A 20,971-nucleotide genomic window follows, 5' to 3' on the forward strand; every position below is an offset into this window, starting at 1 on the left:
TGCCCCCACCCAGTAAGCGGAGCTGCCGCCATGCCGTCCAACGACGCCCGCACCCTCCTTCGGACCGCCGTACCCACCGCTGCCGCCGGCGTCATCGCCATCGCGGTCAGCACCGGGGTCGCGGGCGGCAAGGGGGCCATCGGCGCCGCCATCGCGACGGTCGTGGTCATCTGCTTCATGGGTATCGGGCTCGTCGTACTGGAACGCACGGCCAAGAACCTGCCCCACCTGTTCCAGGCCATGGGGCTGATGCTGTACACGGCTCAGTTGTTGTTGCTCTTCATCTTCGTCGCGGTCTTCAAGAACACGACACTGTTCAACCCCAAGGCATTCGCCGCCACACTCGTCGCGCTGACCCTCGTCTGGATCGGCATGCAGGCACGTGCGCACATGAAGGCCAAGATCCTTTACGTCGAGCCGGATTCGGAGGCTCAGAAGCCCGAGAAATCCGGGTCTTCGTCGTGAAGGGTAGGGGCGGAATAAATGCGAGTTCGAGACCCTGCTATCGTCCGGTGCCAACTGCGGCACTGCGGGCGCGGGCATCTGAGCTGACGCCTGCTCGATCGCGAGGCTTGATGCCCGACCGCCGCCCCATCATCCGTAACACCAGTCCAGTGCCGAACCGCGGCTGCGCGCCGCGCCGACACAACGAGGTTGCCGTACCTATGCGCCACGCTGAAGGAGCCCGCGGTGAGTGCTGACCCGACGCAGCTCGCTTTCGACACCAGTTGCCACCTGTTCCAGGACTGCGGTGGCTTCGAGGGTCCGGGCCTGCACTCGTTCCTGTTCAAGCCTCTCTGGGGTGACGCGGACGGCGTTTATTTCAACAAGCCGATGCTGCTCGCCCTGCTGGGCTCGCTCATCATCGTCGGCTTCTTCTGGGCTGCCTTCCGTAAGCCGAAGGTCGTCCCCGGCAAGCTCCAGATGGTGGCCGAGGCCGGCTACGACTTCGTACGCCGCGGCATCGTCTACGAGACGATCGGCAAGAAGGAGGGCGAGAAGTGGGTCCCCCTCATGGTCTCGATCTTCTTCTTCGTCTGGATGATGAACCTCTGGTCGATCGTCCCGGTCGCGCAGTTCCCGGTGACGTCGATCATCGCGTACCCGGCGGTTCTCGCGGGGATCGTCTACATCATCTGGATGAGCCTCACCTTCAAGCGCCACGGCTTCGTCGGCGGCTTCAAGAACCTCACGGGCTACGACAAGAGCCTCGGCGGCGTCCTGCCGCTGGTCATGGTCATCGAGTTCTTCTCGAACGTCCTGGTCCGCCCGTTCACGCACGCGGTGCGACTCTTCGCGAACATGTTCGCGGGTCACACCCTGCTGCTGCTCTTCACGATCGCCAGCTGGTACATGCTCAACGGCATCGGCATCGCGTACTCGGGTGTCTCGTTCGTGATGGTCATCGTGATGACCGGCTTCGAGCTCTTCATCCAGGCCGTCCAGGCGTACGTGTTCGTGCTTCTGGCCTGCAGCTTCATCCAGGGCGCCGTCGCCGAGCACCACTGACCGCCCGCCCCTCAAAACCCCCAGTCGTCCGGTGGCCAACCCCCACCGGTCCGTGAAAGAGAAGGAAGAACTGGCATGTCCCAGATCCTCGCTGCCTCCGATGGTGTCACCGGCTCCCTCAGCTCCGTCGGTTACGGTCTCGCCGCGATCGGCCCCGGCGTCGGCGTCGGCATCATCTTCGGTAACGGCACCCAGGCCATGGCCCGTCAGCCCGAGGCCGCCGGCCTGATCCGCGCCAACCAGATCCTCGGTTTCGCGTTCTGTGAGGCGCTGGCCCTCATCGGCCTCGTCATGCCGTTCGTCTACAGCTGACGAACAGCCACGACTAGACCGATCCGACGAAAGGCACTGATGTGAACCTCACCATGGTTCAGCTGGCCGAGGGCAAGGAAAACCCCCTCGTTCCGCCGTGGCCCGAGCTCGTCATCGGCCTGATCGCCTTTGTCATCGTCTTCGGCTTCCTCGCCAAGAAGCTCCTCCCGAACATCAACAAGGTTCTGGACGAGCGGCGCGAGGCCATCGAGGGCGGTATCGAGAAGGCCGAGGCCGCGCAGACCGAGGCTCAGAGCGTGCTGGAGCAGTACAAGGCCCAGCTCGCCGAGGCCCGCCACGAGGCTGCCCGCCTGCGCCAGGAGGCGACCGAGCAGGGCACCGTGCTCATCCAGGAGATGAGGGCGGAAGGCCAGCGGCAGCGTGAGGAGATCATCGCTGCCGGCCACGCCCAGATCGAGGCCGACCGCAAGGCCGCGGCGCACGCGCTCCGCCAGGACGTGGGCAAGCTCGCCACCGACCTGGCCGGCAAGCTCGTCGGCGAGTCCCTTGAGGACCACGCCCGGCAGAGCCGCACCATCGACCGCTTCCTCGAGGGTCTCGAGGACGCTTCGAAGGCCGAGGCCACGCGATGAACGGAGCGAGCCGCGAGGCACTGGCTGCCGCGCGCGAGCGTCTCGACGCGCTGATGGACAACACGTCCGTCGACGCGGCGAAGCTCGCCGGGGAGCTGGCGGCCGTCACCGCGCTGCTCGACCGCGAGGTGTCGCTGCGCCGGGTCCTCACCGACCCGTCGCAGCCCGCCGAGGCCAAGGCCGAGCTGGCCGGGCGCCTCCTCGGCGGTCAGGTCGGCGGCGAGACCGCCGACCTGGTGAGCGGCATGGTCCGCTCCCGCTGGTCGCAGTCGCGCGACCTGGTGGACGCGCTGGAGGAGCTGGCGAACACCGCCGACCTCACCGCGGCGCAGAAGGCCGGCGCGCTGGACGACGTGGAGGACGAGCTGTTCCGGTTCGGCCGGATCGTCTCCTCCAGCACCGACCTGCGCTCCGCGCTGACCAACCGCGCCGCCACCGCGTCCGCCAAGGGCGAGCTGCTGCGCAGCCTGCTCGGCGGCAAGGCGAACGCGGCCACCGAGCGTCTCGTCACGCGTCTGGTGACCAAGCCGCGTGGACGTAGCCTGGAAGCGGGACTCGACTCCCTCTCCAAGCTCGCCGCGGAGCGCCGGGACCGCATGGTCGCCGTGGTCACCTCGGCGGTGCCGCTGACCGACGTACAGAAGCAGCGCCTCGGCGCCGCTCTGGCGAAGGTGTACGGCCGCCAGATGCACCTGAACCTGGACGTGGACCCGACGGTCCTCGGCGGGATCTCGGTGCGGGTGGGCGACGAGGTCGTCGACGGCACGATCGCGCAGCGTCTCGACGAGGCGAGCCGGCGACTGGCCGGCTGACGCTGCCTCGGCAGCGTCACCAATTACACAAGGCATCACAGCGGCCCGGTTGGGCCGTGCAGAACTTGCAGAAGATTCCTGGGGGTCGCCCCCAGACCCCCTAAGAAGCTTCAGGCCCAACAAGGAGAGCAGGGAACCCAGATGGCGGAGCTCACGATCCGGCCGGAGGAGATCCGGGACGCACTGGAGAACTTCGTCCAGTCGTACCAGCCGGACGCGGCCTCGCGCGAGGAGGTCGGAACGGTCAGCGTTGCCGGCGACGGCATCGCGAAGGTGGAGGGCCTGCCCTCCGCCATGGCGAACGAGCTGCTGAAGTTCGAGGACGGCACCCTCGGTCTCGCCCTCAACCTCGAGGAGCGCGAGATCGGTGCGATCGTCCTCGGCGAGTTCAGCGGCATCGAGGAGGGCCAGCCGGTGCAGCGCACCGGTGAGGTCCTCTCCGTAGGCGTCGGCGAGGGCTACCTCGGCCGCGTCGTCGACCCGCTCGGCAACCCGATCGACGGCCTCGGCGAGATCGCGACCGAAGGCCGCCGCGCCCTCGAACTGCAGGCCCCGGGCGTCATGGTCCGTAAGTCGGTGCACGAGCCGATGCAGACCGGCTACAAGGCCGTCGACGCGATGGTGCCGATCGGCCGTGGCCAGCGCCAGCTGATCATCGGTGACCGTCAGACCGGCAAGACCGCTCTGGCCGTCGACACGATCATCAACCAGCGCGACAACTGGCGCTCGGGTGACGTGAACAAGCAGGTCCGCTGCATCTACGTCGCCATCGGCCAGAAGGGCTCGACCATCGCGTCCGTTCGCGGCGCCCTGGAAGAGGCCGGCGCGCTCGAGTACACGACGATCGTCGCCGCCCCGGCGTCCGACCCGGCCGGCTTCAAGTACCTGGCGCCGTACACCGGTTCCGCCATCGGCCAGCACTGGATGTACGCCGGCAAGCACGTCCTGATCATCTTCGACGACCTGTCGAAGCAGGCCGACGCCTACCGCGCCGTGTCGCTGCTGCTGCGCCGCCCGCCGGGCCGCGAGGCCTACCCGGGCGACGTCTTCTACCTGCACTCGCGTCTGCTGGAGCGCTGCGCCAAGCTCTCCGACGAGATGGGTGCCGGTTCGATGACCGGTCTGCCGATCGTCGAGACCAAGGCGAACGACGTGTCGGCGTTCATCCCGACCAACGTCATCTCCATCACCGACGGCCAGTGCTTCCTGGAGTCCGACCTGTTCAACGCGGGCCAGCGCCCGGCGCTGAACGTCGGTATCTCGGTCTCCCGCGTCGGTGGTTCCGCGCAGCACAAGGCCATGAAGCAGGTTTCCGGCCGTCTCCGCGTGGACCTCGCCCAGTACCGCGAGCTGGAGGCGTTCGCCGCCTTCGGTTCCGACCTGGACGCCGCGTCGAAGAACTCGCTGGAGCGCGGCAAGCGCATGGTCGAGCTGCTGAAGCAGGGCCAGTACCAGCCGATGCCCGTCGAGGAGCAGGTCGTCTCCGTCTGGGCCGGCACCACCGGCAAGATGGACGACGTCCCGGTCAACGACATCCGTCGCTTCGAGTCGGAGCTGCTGGAGCACCTGCGCCGTGAGCGCAAGGACCTCCTCACCTCGATCGCCGAGGGCGGCAAGATGTCGGACGACACCCTGACGTCGATCGCGGACGCCATCGCTGCCTTCAAGCAGCAGTTCGAGACGTCTGACGGCAAGCTCCTGGGCGAGGACGCTCCGGCCGTCAACGTCTCCAAGTGACGACGGAAGGGACCTGACTCATGGGAGCGCAGCTCCGGGTCTACAAGCGTCGCATCCGTGCCGTCACGGCGACCAAGAAGATCACCAAGGCGATGGAGATGATCGCCGCCTCGCGCATCGTCAAGGCGCAGCGCAAGGTGGCGGCGTCGATGCCGTACGCGACCGAGCTCACCCGTGCGGTGACCGCGGTGGCGACCGGTTCGAACACCAAGCACGCCCTGACCACCGAGGCCGAGGCGCCGACCCGTGCCGCGATCCTGCTCATCACGAGCGACCGCGGTCTGGCCGGCGGCTACTCCTCGAACGCCATCAAGCAGGCGGAGCGGCTCACCGAGCGGCTGCGCGCTGAGGGCAAGGACGTCGATGCCTACATCGTCGGCCGCAAGGGTGTCGCCTACTACGGCTTCCGCGAGCGCAAGGTCGCGGAGTCGTGGACCGGCTTCACCGACAGCCCGGCCTACGCCGACGCCAAGCGCGTCGCGGCGCCGCTGATCGAGGCCATCCAGACGGACACGGCCGAGGGCGGCGTCGACGAGCTGCACATCGTCTACACGGAATTCGTGTCGATGATGACGCAGAACGCGGTGGACGGCCGGATGCTGCCGCTCAGTCTCGACCAGGCTGTGGAGGAGAGCGGTACGAAGGGCGAGATCCTTCCGCTGTTCGACTTCGAGCCGTCGGCGGAGGACGTCCTCGACGCCCTGCTGCCGCGCTACGTCGAGAGCCGCATCTACAACGCACTGCTGCAGTCGGCCGCTTCCGAGCACGCCGCCCGCCGCCGCGCGATGAAGTCGGCGACCGACAACGCCGGGGATCTCATCAAGAGCCTCTCCCGGCTTGCCAACGCGGCCCGCCAGGCCGAAATCACCCAGGAAATCAGCGAGATCGTCGGTGGCGCGAGCGCCATGGCTGACGCGACCGCGGGGAGTGACAAGTAATGACGACCACTGTTGAGACGGCCGCCGCCACGGGCCGCGTCGCCCGGGTCATCGGCCCGGTCGTCGACGTGGAGTTCCCCGTCGACGCCATGCCCGAGATCTACAACGCGCTGAAGGTCCAGGTCGCCGACCCGGCCGAGGACGGCAAGCTCAAGACGCTGACCCTTGAGGTCGCGCAGCACCTGGGTGACGGCCTCGTCCGTACCATCTCGATGCAGCCGACCGACGGTCTGGTCCGCCAGGCCGCGGTGACCGACACGGGCGAGGGCATCACCGTCCCCGTCGGTGACTTCACCAAGGGCAAGGTGTTCAACACGCTGGGCGAGGTGCTGAACTACCCCGAGGCGAACGCCGAGGTCACCGAGCGCTGGCCGATCCACCGCAAGGCCCCTCGCTTCGACGAGCTTGAGTCGAAGACCGAGATGTTCGAGACCGGCGTCAAGGTCATCGACCTTCTCACCCCGTACGTCAAGGGTGGAAAGATCGGTCTGTTCGGTGGTGCCGGTGTCGGCAAGACCGTTCTGATCCAGGAAATGATCTACCGCGTCGCCAACAACCACGACGGTGTGTCGGTGTTCGCGGGCGTCGGTGAGCGTACCCGTGAGGGCAACGACCTCATCGAGGAGATGGGCGACTCCGGCGTCATCGACAAGACGGCGCTCGTCTTCGGTCAGATGGACGAGCCCCCGGGCACCCGTCTTCGGGTCGCGCTGGCCGGTCTGACGATGGCGGAGTACTTCCGTGACGTCCAGAAGCAGGACGTCCTCTTCTTCATCGACAACATCTTCCGGTACACCCAGGCGGGTTCCGAGGTGTCGACCCTGCTCGGCCGTATGCCCTCCGCGGTGGGTTACCAGCCGAACCTGGCCGACGAGATGGGTCTCCTCCAGGAGCGCATCACCTCGACCCGTGGTCACTCGATCACCTCGATGCAGGCGATCTACGTCCCCGCGGACGACCTGACCGACCCGGCCCCGGCCACCACCTTCGCCCACCTCGACGCGACGACGGTTCTCTCCCGTCCGATCTCCGAGAAGGGCATCTACCCGGCCGTGGACCCGCTGGACTCGACGTCCCGCATCCTCGACCCGCGGTACATCGCGGCGGACCACTACGCGGCCGCCATGCGTGTCAAGGGGATCCTGCAGAAGTACAAGGACCTCCAGGACATCATCGCGATCCTCGGTATCGACGAGCTGGGCGAGGAGGACAAGCTCGTTGTCCACCGTGCCCGTCGCGTCGAGCGCTTCCTGTCGCAGAACACCCACGTCGCCAAGCAGTTCACCGGCGTGGACGGTTCGGACGTTCCGCTCGAAGAGTCGATCACCGCGTTCAACGCGATCTGCGACGGTGAGTACGACCACTTCCCCGAGCAGGCGTTCTTCATGTGCGGTGGCATCGAGGACCTGAAGGCCAACGCCAAGGAGCTGGGCGTCTCCTGAATCGCCTGACTCGTAAGAGTCGCGTTTCGGCGGAGGGGGGCGGGCGCGTCCCGCCCTCCTCCGTACGCCCACGCTGCATCTCCCGGGGGGCAACCCCCGGACCCCCGGCCGGAAGGCCGGGTGGGCCCCGGCGCTCTGTTGCTCCGGGCCCTACTAGACTTGACCCAACACCCGGCTCCAATTGCCGGGTGGTGACCCGAGGAGCCCACCTTGGCTGCTGAGCTGCACGTCGAGCTCGTCGCCGCGGACCGCAGTGTCTGGTCCGGCGAGGCCACCCTGGTCGTCGCGCGCACCACGTCCGGCGACATCGGCGTCATGCCCGGTCACCAGCCGCTCCTCGGAGTGCTGGAGTCCGGTCCGGTGACCATCCGTACGAGTGAGGGCAGCACCGTCGTCGCCGCTGTGCACGGCGGGTTCATCTCGTTCGCGGACAACAAGCTCTCCATGCTCGCGGAGATCGCGGAGCTCGCGGACGAGATCGACGTCCAGCGTGCCGAGCGGGCGCTGGAGAGCGCCAAGTCGGTCGAGGACGGCGCCGCCGAGCGCCGCGCCGAGGTCCGGCTGCGTACGGTGTCGGTGCGCTAGCACCCCGCCGAAGAGTTTTGCCCTCAGCCGCGGTCACGGGTCTGGAATTTTCCGGACCCGGCCGCGGCTGAGGCGATGCAGGCACAAGAGACCGGGGCGAGCCCCGGGCCCCGAATGGAGCGAGGAGGTCGGTGTAGATGACCCTCGTTCTGCTTGTGGGCGGCCTGGTCGTCGCGCTGGTACTGGTGGGACTCTTCGTCTTCGGTCTGCGCCGGCGGCTGATCCAGCGTTCCGGCGGGACCTTCGACTGCAGTCTGCGCTGGGACGTGCCCGAGGGCGGCGACCCGGGCGGCAAGGGCTGGGTGTACGGAGTCGCGCGGTACAGCGGTGACCGGATCGAGTGGTTCCGCGTCTTCTCGTACGCGCCCCGGCCGCGGCGGCTCCTGGAGCGCTCCGCGATCGAGGTCGTGGCGCGCCGCAAGCCGGCGGGCGAGGAGGAGCTGGCGCTGCTGTCCGACGCGATCGTGCTCGGCTGTACGCACCGGGGCGTCCGCCTGGAGCTGGCGATGAGCGAGGACGCGCTGACGGGTTTCCTGGCGTGGCTGGAGGCGGCGCCGCCGGGGCAACGGGTGAACGTGGCGTAGCCCCGAAAGGGGCGCGGGGAACTGCGCGGCCGGCCCAGCACGGCCTGCAGCCGAAGGCTGACGCCCCCTTCTCTTCTCGGCTGCGGGCCGCCTGTGGCTTGTCGCGCCACGCGGCGGAGCCGCACATGTCACAGCCCTGCGCCCCTGAGGGTTCCCGGGCAAGCGGGGACGGACCGCCTGCCCGGGGTCGTGGGGCGGGCCCGTTAACGCAAGCCCGCGTCGATCGCCGAGATCAGTTCACCATTCGCCGTGTCGCCGCTGAACTCCCAGAAGAACGCCCCCTTCAACCCCTGGGCCTTCGCGTACGACATCTTCCCCGCGATCGTCGACGGGGTGTCATAGCTCCACCAGTTGGAGCCGCAGCGGGCGTACGCCGTGCCCGCGACCGTCCCCGTCACCGGGCAGGCGCTCCTGAGGACCTTGTAGTCCTCGATGCCCTGCTCGTACGTCCCGGGGGCCGACCCCGTCGCCGTACCGCCCGGCGCGTCCTGGGTGACGCCGGTCCAGCCGCGCCCGTAGAACCCGATCCCCAGGTTGAGCTTGCTCGCCGGGATCCCCTTGACCTTGTACTTCTGGATCGCCGCGTCCGTGTTGAAGCCCGCGATCGGGATGCCGTTGTACGAGGTGAGCGGGGAGTGCGGGGCCGTGGGTCCCTTCGCGTCCCAGGCGCCGAAGAAGTCGTACGTCATCACGTTGTACCAGTCGACGTACTGCGCAGCCCCGGCGTAGTCGGCCTGGTCCATCTTGCCGTTGGCGGAGCCGTCGGCCGTGACGGCCGCCGTCACCAGCGCCGAGGAGCCGAACTTGGCCCGGAGCGCGGCCAGCAGGTTCTTCAGCGAGGCCTGGCCGCTGGTGTCGCAGGAGAGGCCGCAGGCGTTCGGGTACTCCCAGTCGATGTCGATGCCGTCGAAGACGTCGGCCCAGCGCGGGTCCTCGACCAGGCTGTAGCAGGAGTTGGCGAACGCCGTCGGGTTGGCCGCCGCCGCGCCGAAGCCGCCCGACCAGGTCCACCCGCCGAACGACCACAGCACCTTGATGCCCGGGTACTTCTTCTTCAGCTCGCGCAGCTGGTTGATGCTGCCCGCGACCGGCTGGGCCCAGGTGTCGGCGGTGCCGTCGACGCTGGAGGAGGCGTCGTACGTCTTCTGGTAGTCGGCGTAGGCGTCACCGATGGCGCACTGGCCGCCCGTGACGTTGCCGAACGCGTAGTTGATGTGCGTCAGCTTGGCCGCCGAGCCCGAGGTGACGATGTTCTTCACGTGGTAGTTGCGCTGGTAGACGCCCCAGTCGGTGAAGTAGCCGAGCTTGACCGTGGAGCCCGGGTCCGGGTTGCCTCCGCCGCCCGTGGTGGTGACGGTGGCCGAGCCGGAGGAGGGGCCCGTCTGGTCGGCGGTGTCGCGCGCGGTCACGCTGTACGTGTACGTCGTCCCGGCGGTGAGGCCCGAGTCGGCGTACGTCGTACCGGTCACCGTGGCGATCTTCACGGAGCCGCGGTGGACGTCGTAGTTCTTGACGCCCTTGTCGTCGGTGGCGGCGGTCCACGACAGGCTCACCGAGGTGTTGGTGACGCCACTCGCCGTCGGGGTGCCCGGCGCGGACGGCGGGCTGTCGCCGGGCGGGGTCGAACTACCGTCGCAGGAGCCCCCGTTGAGCTTGCAGCCGGAGGGGGCACCGGAGCCCGCCCCGTTGAAGCCGAAGGTGACGCCGGCGCCGGGAGCGAGGGTGCCGTTGTACGACTTGTTCTTGGCGGTCCAGTGGTTGCCGTCATGGGTGACGTCCGCGTCCCAGAACGAGGTCACGGACGTACCGGAGGGGTAGTCCCACTCCACGGTCCAGGAGGTGAGCGTCGTGGTGCCGGTGTTCTTGACGGTCCACTGGGCGCCGAAGCCGGAGCCCCAGTCCTGGGTCTTGGCGTAGGTGGCGGTCGCCGAGGCGGCGGCCGCGGCGGGAGTGGCGCCGGCCAGACCGACGAGCGCGGCCAGGGGAAGTGCCAGCGCGGTCAGGGTTGCCGCGGCTCTGGTTCTGAAGCGGGTGCGGGTGCGGATGCGCGTTGCAGGACTCAAGGAGAGCTCCCGAGTGAGGTCCGAAGGGGTGGGGGTGGGACCCTGCTCCGCCCGGTGAGCACACGGTGTCGTGGAGCACACGGTGTCGTGGCACGCTCACACAGCAGTGCCGTGAGCGTAGAAAGGTCTGGACCAACCGTCAAGAGGTCCAGACCAACGGCCGGAAGTCGCCCCTAGACGCCCAACTCCTGTGCCAGTACGGCCGCTTGGACCCGGCTGCGCAGCTCCAGCTTCCCCAGCAACCGGCTGACATGGGTCTTCACCGTGGCCTCCGCCATCGCAAGGCGCCCCGCGATCTCGGCGTTCGACAGCCCCTCGCCGAGGCACGACAGGACCTCCCGCTCGCGGCGGGTCAACGTCTCCAGGGCGGCCGGCCGCACCGGGGGCGCCTTGGCCGCCGGGGCCGCGAACTCCGCGATCAGCCGGCGGGTGACGGCCGGGGCGATCAGCCCCTCGCCGCGCGCCACCGTCCGTACCGCCTCGATCAGGTCCCTCGCCTCCGTGTTCTTCAGCAGGAACCCCGCCGCGCCCGCGCGCAGCGCCCCGAAGACGTACTCGTCGAGGTCGAACGTCGTCAGGACCAGCACATCGGCCAGCTGTTCCGCGACCACCTGACGGGTCGCCGAAACGCCGTCGAGCCGGGGCATCTGCACATCCATGAGCACCAGGTCCGGGCGCAGTTCACGCGCCAGCCGGACCGCCTCCTCGCCGTCGGCGGCCTCCCCGGCCACCTCGATGTCCGGGGCGCTGCCCAGGATCAGGACCAGGCCGGCCCGTACCGACGACTGGTCCTCCGCGACCAGCACCCGGATCGTCATGTGGTCGACTCGCTTTCCTTGATGGGAAGTTCGGCCCGGACCCGCCAGATCCTGGCGCCGTCCTCACCCGGCTCGGGGCCCGACGCGAAGCTCCCGCCGAGCAGCACGGCCCGCTCCCGCATCCCGACCAGACCCGCGCCCGAGCCCGGCGCACGCGGTCCCGGACGCTCACCGTACGGGCTGGTCACCCGGACCGTCAGCGCCCGCCCGTTGTGCGCGAGCGCCGCGGTGACCGTGCCCGGCGAGGCGTGCTTGAGGGCGTTGGTCAGCGACTCCTGGACGATCCGGTACGCGGCGAGCTCGACCGGGGCGGACAGCGCGGCCCCCTCGGGCCGGGTGTCGTCGAGGGCGAAGTCGAGCCCGCTGGAGGCCCCGTTCGTACGGGCCTGGGCGATCAGCGCGTCGAGCCCGGCCAGCGTGGGCGCGGCGGCCGGTGCGCGCCCGGCGCCGCTGTCGCGCAGCAGCCCGATCAGCCGGCGCATCTCCGCGAGCCCGTCCACGCTGTTCGCGCGGATCACGGTGAGCGCCTGGCGGGTGGTGGCCGGGTCGTCGAGGGAGAGCGCGGCGGTGGAGTGGATGGCGATCGCCGAGAGGTGGTTGGCGACCATGTCGTGCAGCTCACGGGCCATCCGGGCGCGCTCGGCCACCACCGCCTGGGTGCGGTCGACCTCGGCGAGCAGTGCGGTCTGCTCGGCGCGCAGGGTGGCCGCGTCGGCGGCGTCGCGGTGGTTGCGCACCAGCGCGCCGGTGGTGGCGGGTGCGAACGAGACCAGTCCGGCGATCAGGCCGATCAGCAGGGCCTCGGGCTTGTGCAGCCAGGCCACGAAGCCGATGGCCACCCCCACCGAGATCAGCCCGGTGGTGACGGGGATGCGGCGGGCGGCGGCCGGGGTGCCGTACAGGACGGCCGCGTAGACCAGATCCGTGAACATCAGGACCGTCACCACGCTGCCGAGCGTGAACTGGTCCGCGACGATCGCGAAGGTGCCGGTGACCAGGGCGAACTGCGGGGCGGTCCGGCGTACGAGTTCGAGGGCCGCCATCACCGACAGCGGCACCAGGACCTCGGCGCCGCCGAACGGATGCCCGCCCTGGGTGTGCAGCCCGAGCGCCCAGCCCGCCACGCCGGTCAGCAGGCCGACGACGGCGATGATCACGTCATGGCGGTGCGGGCGGGGAAAACGTTTCACGTTCCCATGAAACACGGAGCTTGGGGCCCGGGCCTCCACGTGCGGGGCGATCCCGCGCTCCATCGAATACGCCGAAGGATGCAGTGCCGTTTCCTCACTGCCGACGACGAGCGGGCCTGATCGCGGGCCGACGCTGGAGGGGAGTCCGGACGACGGGACCGAGGAAAGGGGAACGCCGTGATCGTCACACTGATCGTCATCTGCGAAGTCGGCTTCTGGGTGCTGCTGGCCGGGGGCCTGGCGCTGCGCTACTTCGCGAAGATGCCCAGGACGTCGGTGGCGGTCCTGCTCTGCGAGCCACTGCTCGAAGCGCTGCTCCTCGTCGTCACCGTGATCGACCTCAAGAACGGCGCCGAGCCGGACTGGAAGCACGGCCTCGCCGCCGTGTACATCGGTTTCTCGGTGGCGATGGGCCACTCCATGGTGAAGCGGGCCGACGCCTGGTTCGCCCACCGCTTCGCGGGCGGCCCGCGCCCCGCCAAGGCCCCGGCGGGCGGCGCGGCCCGCGCGGTCCACGAGTGGAGGACCGCCGGGCGCTGGGTGCTCGCCGCCGCGATCGCGATCGGGCTGCTCCAGGGCGGCATCTGGTACGTGGGCGGCGACGGGGACGTCGGCTCCCTGCGGACGTGGCAGCAGCGGATGCTGTGGCTGATCGGCATCAACCTGGTCATCGCGCTGAGCTGCACGCTGTTCCCGAAGCGGGTGCAGGCGGCCCGGTCGCGGAAGGGCCTGTTCTAGGCAGCCCGTGCGGTACCGCGCCCCGTACGGGGCGCGGGGCGGTGACATATGCGGCTCCGCGGCGTGGGTGCGATCGGCGACGCACGACCCGCGGCCGGATCACCGCCCTCCGCGCGGAGCGCCTACCGCTCGCCGCCCGGCACCCACAGCACGTCCCCGACCTCGCCGTTCGCCGTCCGCGCCAGGATGAACAGCAGGTCGGAGAGGCGGTTGAGGTACGTGGCCGTCAGCGGGTTCATCGTCTCGCCGTGCACCTCCAGGGCCGCCCAGGTCGAGCGCTCGGCGCGGCGGACCACCGTGCACGCCTGGTGCAGCAGCGCCGCGCCCGGCGTGCCGCCCGGCAGGATGAAGCTGCGGAGCTTCTCCAGCCGCTCGTTGAAGAGGTCGCAGTCCGCCTCAAGGCGGTCGATGTAGAACTGCTCGACCCGCAGCGGCGGGTACTTCGGGTCCTCGACCACGGGCGTGGACAGATCCGCGCCCACGTCGAACAGGTCGTTCTGGACCCGGCCGAGGACGGTCGCGACCTCCTCGGACAGCTTCCCGAGCGCCAGCGCGGTGCCGATGACCGCGTTCGCCTCGTTGGCGTCCGCGTACGCCGAGATCCGCAGATCCGTCTTGGCGGTACGGCTCATGTCGCCCAGGGCCGTGGTGCCCTTGTCGCCGGTACGGGTGTAGATGCGCGTCAGATTGACCATGGGGTCAGCCTAGTTACGCGGGGGCCGTCCGCCACGCTCCTGTGCCGACCGTCACGGCCGCCCGCCGGGCACGGACATTCCCCGCCCAAGTACGCGGTACGGGACGACCGGTGGGGCCCGCCGGGCCCCTCGGTGAGACGCCGCTCCCCCGTCTTGGTGTGATGTCCGTCATCTGAGACGTGACGCGCATCTCTTACGGCTCCCAAGACGCCTCACGGCCGATAGCCTCCGCCGGAGAGCCGTATCAGCAAGCTGTCAAAGGGGTGTGAAGTGGCCAGGAAGCTCGCCGTCATCGGGGCCGGACTCATGGGTTCGGGCATCGCGCAGGTCTCGGCCCAGGCGGGCTGGGACGTGGTGCTGCGCGACGTCACCGACGCGGCGCTGGCCCGTGGCACCGACGGCATCAAGGCCTCGTACGACAAGTTCGTGAGCAAGGGCAAGCTGGCCGCCGAGGACGCGGAGGCCGCGCTCGCCCGCATCACCACCACGACCGACCTGGACGCGGCCGCCGACGTGGACATCGTCGTCGAGGCCGTCTTCGAGAAGCTGGAGGTCAAGCACGACATCTTCGGTACGCTCGACAAGATCGTGCGTCCGGACACCGTGCTCGCCTCCAACACCTCCGCCATCCCGATCACCAAGATCGCGGCGGCCACCGAGAACCCCGAGCGGGTCGTCGGCGTCCACTTCTTCTCGCCGGTCCCGATGATGCAGCTCTGCGAGCTGGTGCGCGGCTACAAGACGAGCGACGAAACCCTGGCCACCGCCCGGGAGTTCGCCGAGTCCGTCGGCAAGACCTGCATCGTCGTCAACCGCGACGTCGCCGGTTTCGTCACCACCCGGCTGATCTCGGCGCTCGTCGTCGAGGCGGCCAAGCTGTACGAGTCGGGCGTGGCCACCGCCGAGGACATCGACCTCGCCTGCAAGCTGGGCTTCGGCCACGCGATGGGCCCGCTGGCCACCGCCGACCTCACCGGCGTGGACATCCTGCTCCACGCCACCAGCAACATCTACACCGAGTCCCAGGACGAGAAGTTCGCGCCGCCGGAGCTGATGCGTCGGATGGTTGACGCGGGTGACATCGGCCGCAAGAGCGGGCAGGGCTTCTACAAGCACTGATTGACGCACCCTCACCTCCCCTCGCCCCGGAATCACTCCATGGGGTGAATTAGGTATCGGTTCGCTTACAGACGGCAACTTCCCTGCGGTCTGTGCAGTCAGTTGGTGCAGTAAGAGACGACAGGCAGACAGGCATACGGAGCACTCCGGGGAGTACATATGCACATCAGGGGCGACCACGTCGAGCTGGTCGTCGGGGGCCGCCTCGACGTCCGCAGCGCGGCGGACGCCCGTACGGTCCTGCACTCGGCCGTCGACGACGGAGCCGGCGATCTGGTGCTCGACCTGACCGAGCTGGACTCCTGGGATGCCACGGGCCTCGGCGTGATCATGGGCGCCCACCGGCGGGCCGGCCGCTGCGGCCGGCGGCTCGTGCTGCGGGGCGTGCCGCCCCAGATGCAGCGCCTGCTGGTGGCGACCCGGCTGCACCGCATCCTCGCCATCGAGGGCGGCATCGCGGCGGAGGCGCTGCCGCGCGTGTGAGCGTGCGCGGCGCCACCGCCGTACGAGGCTCCTACGGCCCTCTTGAGCAAGACCTGTGCGCTACTTGTGCAGGTGATGTGGAAGCCGGTCCTCCATGCGCAATCCTCACCGGACTGTGACGCTCTGGGCGGGGTGGCACCCCGCCCGTTCGGAGATACTGGGCGAAGGTTTAGGGTGCGGTCTCCCGCCGGTCGACATCCCTGCGGCGGGTACCGGACCAGAACGACAGCGCAATGCGTAGCGGCCGGGGGGGCGAGGTTACGCAGGCGTATCTGGGGGGCTTTCACCATGAACCCGATGGACACCCGGGGACCGGACGAGTTCGACGACGAGCAGAACGGACCGGGCACCGGCGCGGGCGCCGCCGCACCGCGCAAGGAGCGCGACCGCGACGCCGTCACCCCCGAGCTCGGAGCGCGCGCCGCCGGACTCGCGCGCACGGTCCAGCTCGTCTCGGGCGACTTCCTGCTCACCGTCAACCCCGTCGACGGCAGCGAGATCGAGCCCTGCCCGCCCGGCGAGATACCCGGCCGCCCCGAACGCCAGTCCGCCGCCGAACGCACCGACCGGGAGCGGGCGCTCAAGCCGCCGGTGCCCGCCGGGCCCGCCTCACCCGCGCCGGTCCTCCTGGAGCGCGGCGAGGAGCGCGAGCGACTGGTGCGCCTGCTCGGCCGCGGCCGTTCGGTGCGGCTCACCGGGCCCGCCGGATCCGGGCGCACGGTCCTGCTCGACGCGGTGGCCGCCGACTGCGCCCAGCTCGCACCCGACGGCGTCGTCCGCCTCAGCGGCCACCGCCGCACCGCCCAGGAACTGCTGCACGAGCTGTACGCGACGGTGTACCGCGCCCCGCTGCACCGGCCCGACCGGGCCGGGCTGCACGACCAGGTGCGCGAGATCGGGGCGGTCGTCCTCGTCGACGACCTGGAGTTCGGCGGCGCCGCCCTCGAAGAGCTGCTCGCCGCGGCCCCCGAATGCGCCTTCCTGCTCGCCGCGACGCCCGAGGTGGCGGCGCCGCCCGCCGAGTCGCACCTCGAAGAGGTCTTCCTGACCGGGCTCGGCCGCAGCGCCTCCCTCGAACTCCTGGAGCAGGCCGTGGACCGGCCGCTCAGCGACGACGAGGCCAACTGGGCGGGCGACCTCTGGTTCGAGTCCGAGGGCCTGCCGCTGCGGTTCGTCCAGGCGGGCTCGCTGCTGCGGCAGCGCGACGGGCTGCGCGGCGAGGGCGTCCCGCGCGACGAGTTCGGGCTGCCGGTCGACGAGCCCTCCGACGTCTCCGTCTTCTCGGCCGAGGGCCGCGAGGTGCCGCTGCCGTCCCTTGGCGAGGGCGCCGCACCCGCCGCGCCGCTCGCGGCCCGGCTCGGCCAGGCCTCCCGGGAGACCCTGCGGTTCGCCGTCGCGCTCGGCGGCGAGGTGCCGCACCAGGCGCATCTGCCCGCGCTCGTCGGGGACACCCACGCGGACGCCGCGCTCGGCGAACTGCTCGGCTGCGGGCTGCTCTCCCCGGTCGGTACGCGCTACCGGCTCGCGGCGGGCGTGCTCCCCCAGCTGGAGGCTGCCGGGTACGGGGAGGGGGCGGGGGAGCGGGCGCACACCGCCGCCCAGCACTACGCCTGGTGGACCGGGCACCCCTCGGTCACGCCCGAGCGGGCGGCGGCCGAGGCGGACGCGGTCCTCGCGGCCCTGGGCGCGCTGGTCCCCGGCGGCGACCCCGCGCACCCGGCCACGGCCGTCAAGCTCGCCCGCAGCGCGGCGCCCGCGTTCGCGGCCGGGCTGCACTGGGGGGCATGGGAGCGGTCCCTGCGGATCGGCTCGGCGGCGGCCCGCCTCACCGGCGAAGTCGGGGAAGAGGCCTACTTCCACCACGAACTGGGCGTCCTGGCGCTGTGCGCCGGGAACGTCGACCGCGCCCGCGCCGAACTGGAGGCGTCCATCGGCCTCAAGGGCGCGCTGTCCGACAAGCGGGGCACGGTCGCGGGGCGCCGCGCGCTGGCCCTGGTCGAGGACCGCTCGGGCGGCCCGGTGGTCTCCGGCGGCCGCACCCCGTCCGGCGACGAGGTCCCCGCCGCGCGCTACGAGGAGTCCCAGTCGCCCCCGGCCGGCGTCCCCGTCCCGGACGCCACGCCCACGGTGCTGATCCCGCACGGGGCACCCCCCGCCAAGCGGACGCTCTTCACCGGCACGCGTCGCAACCTGGTGGCGGCGGGTGCCGGTGCGGTGCTCGCGGCGGTCCTGGGCACGGTGGTGACGCTGGGCGCGACGTCCGGCTCCGACGCGCCCGGCGACAAGGTCGAGCAGCAGCAGTCGGCGAACGAGGGCGGCGCCGAGGCGGGCCTCCCGGCGGACACGCCCACGCCCGGGGCCCCGCCCCGGTCCGGGGACGGTCCCGCGACCCCGACGACCCCGAGGCCGGGTACGCCGGGGACGACCCCGTCGGCGCCGTCCGGCCCGTCGTCCTCGATGACGCCTTCCGGGCAGGCGTCCACGCCGTCGACGAAGCCGTCGGGGCCGACGATGTCGCCTGGTGGGCCGAAGCCGTCGATTCCGGGGCACCCGTCGCCGACGACCAAGCCGTCGGCGACGAAGCCGCCGAGCCCGACGTCGGCGCCGCCGACTTCGACCAGCCCCGCACCGACGCCGACCGCGTCCACGCCGGCGACCACGGGCGCCTCGTCCGGCGAGACGCCCCCGAGCAACAGTGCGTCGGCGCCCACGGCCCCGAGCCCAGCGGCGTCGCCTACGGCGTAGGCCCCGCCCCTTCCCGCCCGGAGGCTACGCGGCGGAGCCGCACATGTCACAGCGGAAGGGGCGGGGTGGGGGACTCGCCCCAGGGGTCAGAACAGGCGGAGTTTGTCGTCCTCGATGCCCCGCATCGCGTTGTAGTCCAGGACAACGCACCCGATCCCCCGGTCCGTCGCCAGCACACGCGCCTGCGGCTTGATCTCCTGCGCCGCGAACACCCCCCGCACCGGCGCCAGATGCGGATCCCGGTTCAGCAGTTCCAGGTACCGCGTGAGCTGCTCGACCCCGTCGATCTCACCGCGCCGCTTGATCTCGACCGCCACCGTCCCGCCGGAGGCGTCCCGGCACAGGATGTCCACCGGGCCGATCGCCGTCGGGTACTCGCGGCGGATCAGCGTGTACCCCTCGCCCAGCGTGTCGATCCGGTCCGCGAGCAGCTCCTGCAGGTGCGCTTCCACGCCGTCCTTGATGAGGCCCGGGTCCACACCCAGCTCGTGCGACGAGTCGTGGAGGATCTCCTCCATCGTGATGATGAGCTTCTCGCCCGCCTTGTTGACCACCGTCCAGACGCCGGTGTCGTCCCCGGCCCCCTCCTTGAGGGTGCAGGGCGGAGACATCCAGTTGAGGGGCTTGTACGCCCGGTCGTCCGCGTGAATGGAGACGCTGTTGTCCGCCTTCACCAGGATCAGCCGGGTGGCGGAGGGCAGATGGGCGGTGAGGCGGCCCGCGTAGTCGACGGAGCAGCGGGCGATGACGAGACGCATGGTCGGCAACGCTACTCGAATCCCCCCACCGAACGCGATTCGTCCGACAAAGCGCTGTTCGTTATTGGCCGGTTACGTGCCAAGTACCTGTCGCAGCCACCATGCCGCGCCTACCGTGTAAGCGGGAGGTTGTCGGTCAGGCACGCTGCGTGGCCGATTTCGTTCCTTTCCCTGGCCGTAAGACCCCCTCCCCGGGGTCGCGAGAGGAGAAACCATGTCGCTCGACGTCTCACCGGCCCTACTCGAACAGGCCGAGCGAGGCGAGGTCGACGAAGCTGATTTCGTCGACTGCGTCCGGACCTCCCTGCCGTATGCATGGGAGATGATCAGTTCTCTGGTGGCCCAGCTGAAGGTGGACGGTGGCGAGTTCGCCGACAACCAGACGCCTCCGCCGGACGAGCAGGCGCGCGGCCAGCTCCTTCGTGCGCTCGCGAGTGACGCCATCCGCGGTTCGCTCCAGCGGCACTTCGGTGTCCGTCTGGCGTTCCAGAACTGCCACCGCGTCGCGGTGTTCCCCCTGGACCCGGTGGCCGACGAGCGGCTCGCCCGCTTCACCTCGGTCCGGGGCCAACTGCTCAACCAGTCTCCGGAGTTGCGGGACTGCTGAAGTCTTCGCCGCCGCTCTGCATCGCGGGAGGTGCAACTGATGCGGAGCGGCGGCCTTTTGTGGGGCCCCGAGTCCCCGCGCCCCTCCGGCGTCGTCCCCCTCGGGCCTCACCCCAGCAGCGGCAGCACTTCCGCGCCCAGCCTCCGTACGTTCTCCTCCGTCGCGGTCAGGTCCCCCGAACCCTCCACCAGGAAGGCGAAGCGCGTGATGCCCGTCTTCTCCGAGGTCGCCGCGATGCGGTCCGCCGCCTGGCGCGGGGTGCCGACCGGATGGAGGCTGCACAGCAGTTCCGTGTACAGCACCGGGTCGCGCATCGGCCGGTGGCGGCCGTCGACCGTCATATGCGCGTCGAGGCCCTGCTTGAGCCAGCCGGGCATCGCCTTGAGCAGTGTCTCGGTGGCCTGGGCGCGATGGTCCTCGATCTGCGCCACCCCGGCCGACACATGCGGCGCGGCCGCGACCGCCTCCGGCGAGATGCCGGACGCCAGCGCGTGCGACCGCCACAGCGCGACCATCTCCGCCTTCTCCTCGTCCCCGCAGTGCATCCCGAGCAGCATCGGCAGGCCCCGCTCGGCGGCCAGCTTCACGCTCTTCGGCGAGGTGCACGCCACGATGACCTCGGGGCCCGCGGGACCGTCCGAGAGCAGTTCGTCGGGCCTTGGCACCACCGGGACCTCCCGGAAGGCGAAACGTTCGCCCAGACTCGCCACCCGGGGTTCGGTCAGCCACCGCAGCAGCAGGTCGAGGGACTCCGGGAGCCCCTCCTCGTACGCCCGCAGGCCCGAGCCGAAGACCTCCAGGTCGACCCAGGGGCCGCCGCGGCCCACTCCCAGCGAGAACCGGCCACCGGACGTCAGGTGCAGCAGCGCCGCCTGTTCGCCCAGCGCCACCGGGTGTGCGCTGGGCAGCACGCTGACCGCCGTCCCGACGCGGATCCGGCGCGTGCGCCCGAGCAGCATTGCCGCCAGCGTCACCGCCGACGGGCACACCCCGTACGGAACGAAGTGGTGCTCGGCGAGCCACACCGCGTCCAGGCCCGCTTCCTCGGCCACTTCGGCGGACCGCACTGCCCGGTGCAGTGCCTCCCCCTGGCCCTGGCCCGGGAATTGGGCTGCCAGTACAAAAGTTCCGACGCGCATCGCCTTCTGCCTCCTCGCGGCCTACGCGGCTCCCCCTCTTACCGGCAACAACGCCTGACAAGTGCCAAGGGCACGGCCCAGCGGAATTTTCTTGCGATAGTCCG

Annotated in this window: 21 protein-coding genes; 15 read left to right on the top strand and 6 right to left on the bottom strand. The window is 70.4% G+C overall.

The features are described 5' to 3' along the window. Positions 1-30 precede the first annotated feature (30 nt). The 10 genes from ACZ499_RS28530 (at position 31) to ACZ499_RS28575 (ending at position 8,512) form a co-directional block, all read left to right on the top strand. The gene (locus ACZ499_RS28530; RefSeq protein WP_385540530.1) at positions 31-465 is read left to right on the top strand and encodes a hypothetical protein; all 435 of its coding nucleotides are present in this window, start codon (positions 31-33) and stop codon (positions 463-465) included. A 225-nt stretch (positions 466-690) separates the two neighbouring features. Continuing rightward, a complete protein-coding gene (atpB, locus tag ACZ499_RS28535; RefSeq protein ID WP_389888597.1) occupies positions 691-1,509 on the top strand; it encodes a F0F1 ATP synthase subunit A in 819 nt (272 codons plus the stop codon). A 75-nt stretch (positions 1,510-1,584) separates the two neighbouring features. Further along, the gene (atpE, locus tag ACZ499_RS28540; RefSeq protein ID WP_361389568.1) at positions 1,585-1,821 is read left to right on the top strand and encodes an ATP synthase F0 subunit C; all 237 of its coding nucleotides are present in this window, start codon (positions 1,585-1,587) and stop codon (positions 1,819-1,821) included. Positions 1,822-1,874: 53 nt separating this feature from the next. Next, the gene (locus ACZ499_RS28545; RefSeq protein WP_389888643.1) at positions 1,875-2,414 is read left to right on the top strand and encodes a F0F1 ATP synthase subunit B; all 540 of its coding nucleotides are present in this window, start codon (positions 1,875-1,877) and stop codon (positions 2,412-2,414) included. Then, the gene (locus ACZ499_RS28550; RefSeq protein WP_468406197.1) at positions 2,411-3,226 is read left to right on the top strand and encodes a F0F1 ATP synthase subunit delta; all 816 of its coding nucleotides are present in this window, start codon (positions 2,411-2,413) and stop codon (positions 3,224-3,226) included. Before ACZ499_RS28545 ends, ACZ499_RS28550 begins: the two co-directional genes overlap by 4 nt. A 141-nt stretch (positions 3,227-3,367) precedes the next feature. Next, on the top strand, positions 3,368-4,963 hold the full coding sequence (gene atpA / locus ACZ499_RS28555) for a F0F1 ATP synthase subunit alpha (protein ID WP_468406195.1): 1,596 nt from the start codon (positions 3,368-3,370) through the stop codon (positions 4,961-4,963). 20 nt (positions 4,964-4,983) lie between these two features. Next, complete coding sequence (locus ACZ499_RS28560; RefSeq protein ID WP_406342442.1) at positions 4,984-5,901, top strand: F0F1 ATP synthase subunit gamma; 918 nt, start codon at positions 4,984-4,986, stop codon at positions 5,899-5,901. Next, a complete protein-coding gene (gene atpD, locus ACZ499_RS28565; protein WP_468406194.1) occupies positions 5,901-7,343 on the top strand; it encodes a F0F1 ATP synthase subunit beta in 1,443 nt (480 codons plus the stop codon). Before ACZ499_RS28560 ends, atpD begins: the two co-directional genes overlap by 1 nt. A 210-nt stretch (positions 7,344-7,553) precedes the next feature. Continuing rightward, positions 7,554-7,928, top strand: a complete 375-nt coding sequence (locus ACZ499_RS28570) for a F0F1 ATP synthase subunit epsilon (protein WP_067163957.1) — start codon at positions 7,554-7,556, stop codon at positions 7,926-7,928. 137 nt (positions 7,929-8,065) lie between these two features. After that, entirely contained in the window at positions 8,066-8,512 is a 447-nt protein-coding gene (locus ACZ499_RS28575) for a DUF2550 domain-containing protein (RefSeq protein ID WP_385540543.1), read from the top strand. Positions 8,513-8,715: 203 nt separating this feature from the next. On the opposite strand, the gene ACZ499_RS28580 is transcribed toward ACZ499_RS28575, so the two are convergent. The 3 genes from ACZ499_RS28580 to ACZ499_RS28590 all read right to left on the bottom strand — a co-directional run bounded on the left by ACZ499_RS28580 (position 8,716) and on the right by ACZ499_RS28590 (position 12,646). Next, the gene (locus ACZ499_RS28580) at positions 8,716-10,575 is read right to left on the bottom strand and encodes a glycosyl hydrolase family 18 protein (protein ID WP_468679149.1); all 1,860 of its coding nucleotides are present in this window, start codon (positions 10,573-10,575) and stop codon (positions 8,716-8,718) included. Positions 10,576-10,748: 173 nt separating this feature from the next. After that, a complete protein-coding gene (locus ACZ499_RS28585) occupies positions 10,749-11,393 on the bottom strand; it encodes a response regulator (RefSeq protein WP_468679151.1) in 645 nt (214 codons plus the stop codon). After that, positions 11,390-12,646: a sensor histidine kinase gene (locus ACZ499_RS28590; RefSeq protein ID WP_468679153.1), complete on the bottom strand. Its 1,257-nt coding sequence runs from the start codon at positions 12,644-12,646 to the stop codon at positions 11,390-11,392. Before ACZ499_RS28590 ends, ACZ499_RS28585 begins: the two co-directional genes overlap by 4 nt. A gap of 114 nt (positions 12,647-12,760) precedes the next feature. Here ACZ499_RS28590 and ACZ499_RS28595 point away from each other — a divergent pair, with 114 nt between their 5' ends. Further along, a complete protein-coding gene (locus ACZ499_RS28595; RefSeq protein WP_468679155.1) occupies positions 12,761-13,321 on the top strand; it encodes a hypothetical protein in 561 nt (186 codons plus the stop codon). 122 nt (positions 13,322-13,443) lie between these two features. On the opposite strand, the gene ACZ499_RS28600 is transcribed toward ACZ499_RS28595, so the two are convergent. Next, positions 13,444-14,016 carry a cob(I)yrinic acid a,c-diamide adenosyltransferase gene (locus ACZ499_RS28600; protein WP_468406184.1) on the bottom strand — a complete coding sequence of 191 codons (573 nt, stop codon included), beginning with the start codon at positions 14,014-14,016 and terminating at the stop codon, positions 13,444-13,446. A gap of 270 nt (positions 14,017-14,286) precedes the next feature. Here ACZ499_RS28600 and ACZ499_RS28605 point away from each other — a divergent pair, with 270 nt between their 5' ends. The 3 genes from ACZ499_RS28605 to ACZ499_RS28615 all read left to right on the top strand — a co-directional run bounded on the left by ACZ499_RS28605 (position 14,287) and on the right by ACZ499_RS28615 (position 18,363). Beyond that, a complete protein-coding gene (locus ACZ499_RS28605) occupies positions 14,287-15,135 on the top strand; it encodes a 3-hydroxyacyl-CoA dehydrogenase family protein (protein ID WP_385540552.1) in 849 nt (282 codons plus the stop codon). A 159-nt stretch (positions 15,136-15,294) separates the two neighbouring features. After that, positions 15,295-15,618, top strand: a complete 324-nt coding sequence (locus ACZ499_RS28610) for an STAS domain-containing protein (protein WP_067163978.1) — start codon at positions 15,295-15,297, stop codon at positions 15,616-15,618. 288 nt (positions 15,619-15,906) lie between these two features. Further along, positions 15,907-18,363, top strand: coding sequence for an ATP-binding protein (locus ACZ499_RS28615; RefSeq protein WP_468679158.1), 2,457 nt, complete (start codon positions 15,907-15,909; stop codon positions 18,361-18,363). A gap of 86 nt (positions 18,364-18,449) precedes the next feature. Here ACZ499_RS28615 and nucS read toward each other — a convergent pair whose 3' ends face one another. Continuing rightward, positions 18,450-19,121, bottom strand: coding sequence for an endonuclease NucS (nucS, locus tag ACZ499_RS28620; RefSeq protein WP_385548677.1), 672 nt, complete (start codon positions 19,119-19,121; stop codon positions 18,450-18,452). 214 nt (positions 19,122-19,335) lie between these two features. On the opposite strand from nucS, the gene ACZ499_RS28625 reads away from it, so the two are divergent. After that, the gene (locus tag ACZ499_RS28625; RefSeq protein WP_468406178.1) at positions 19,336-19,728 is read left to right on the top strand and encodes an SCO5389 family protein; all 393 of its coding nucleotides are present in this window, start codon (positions 19,336-19,338) and stop codon (positions 19,726-19,728) included. Between the two features lie 107 nt (positions 19,729-19,835). Here the strand turns inward: ACZ499_RS28625 and ACZ499_RS28630 are convergent, their stop codons facing one another. Next, positions 19,836-20,867, bottom strand: coding sequence for an LLM class flavin-dependent oxidoreductase (locus tag ACZ499_RS28630; protein ID WP_468679161.1), 1,032 nt, complete (start codon positions 20,865-20,867; stop codon positions 19,836-19,838). Positions 20,868-20,971: the final 104 nt, after the last annotated feature.

Source organism: Streptomyces sp. NPDC031265 (assembly GCF_055570295.1).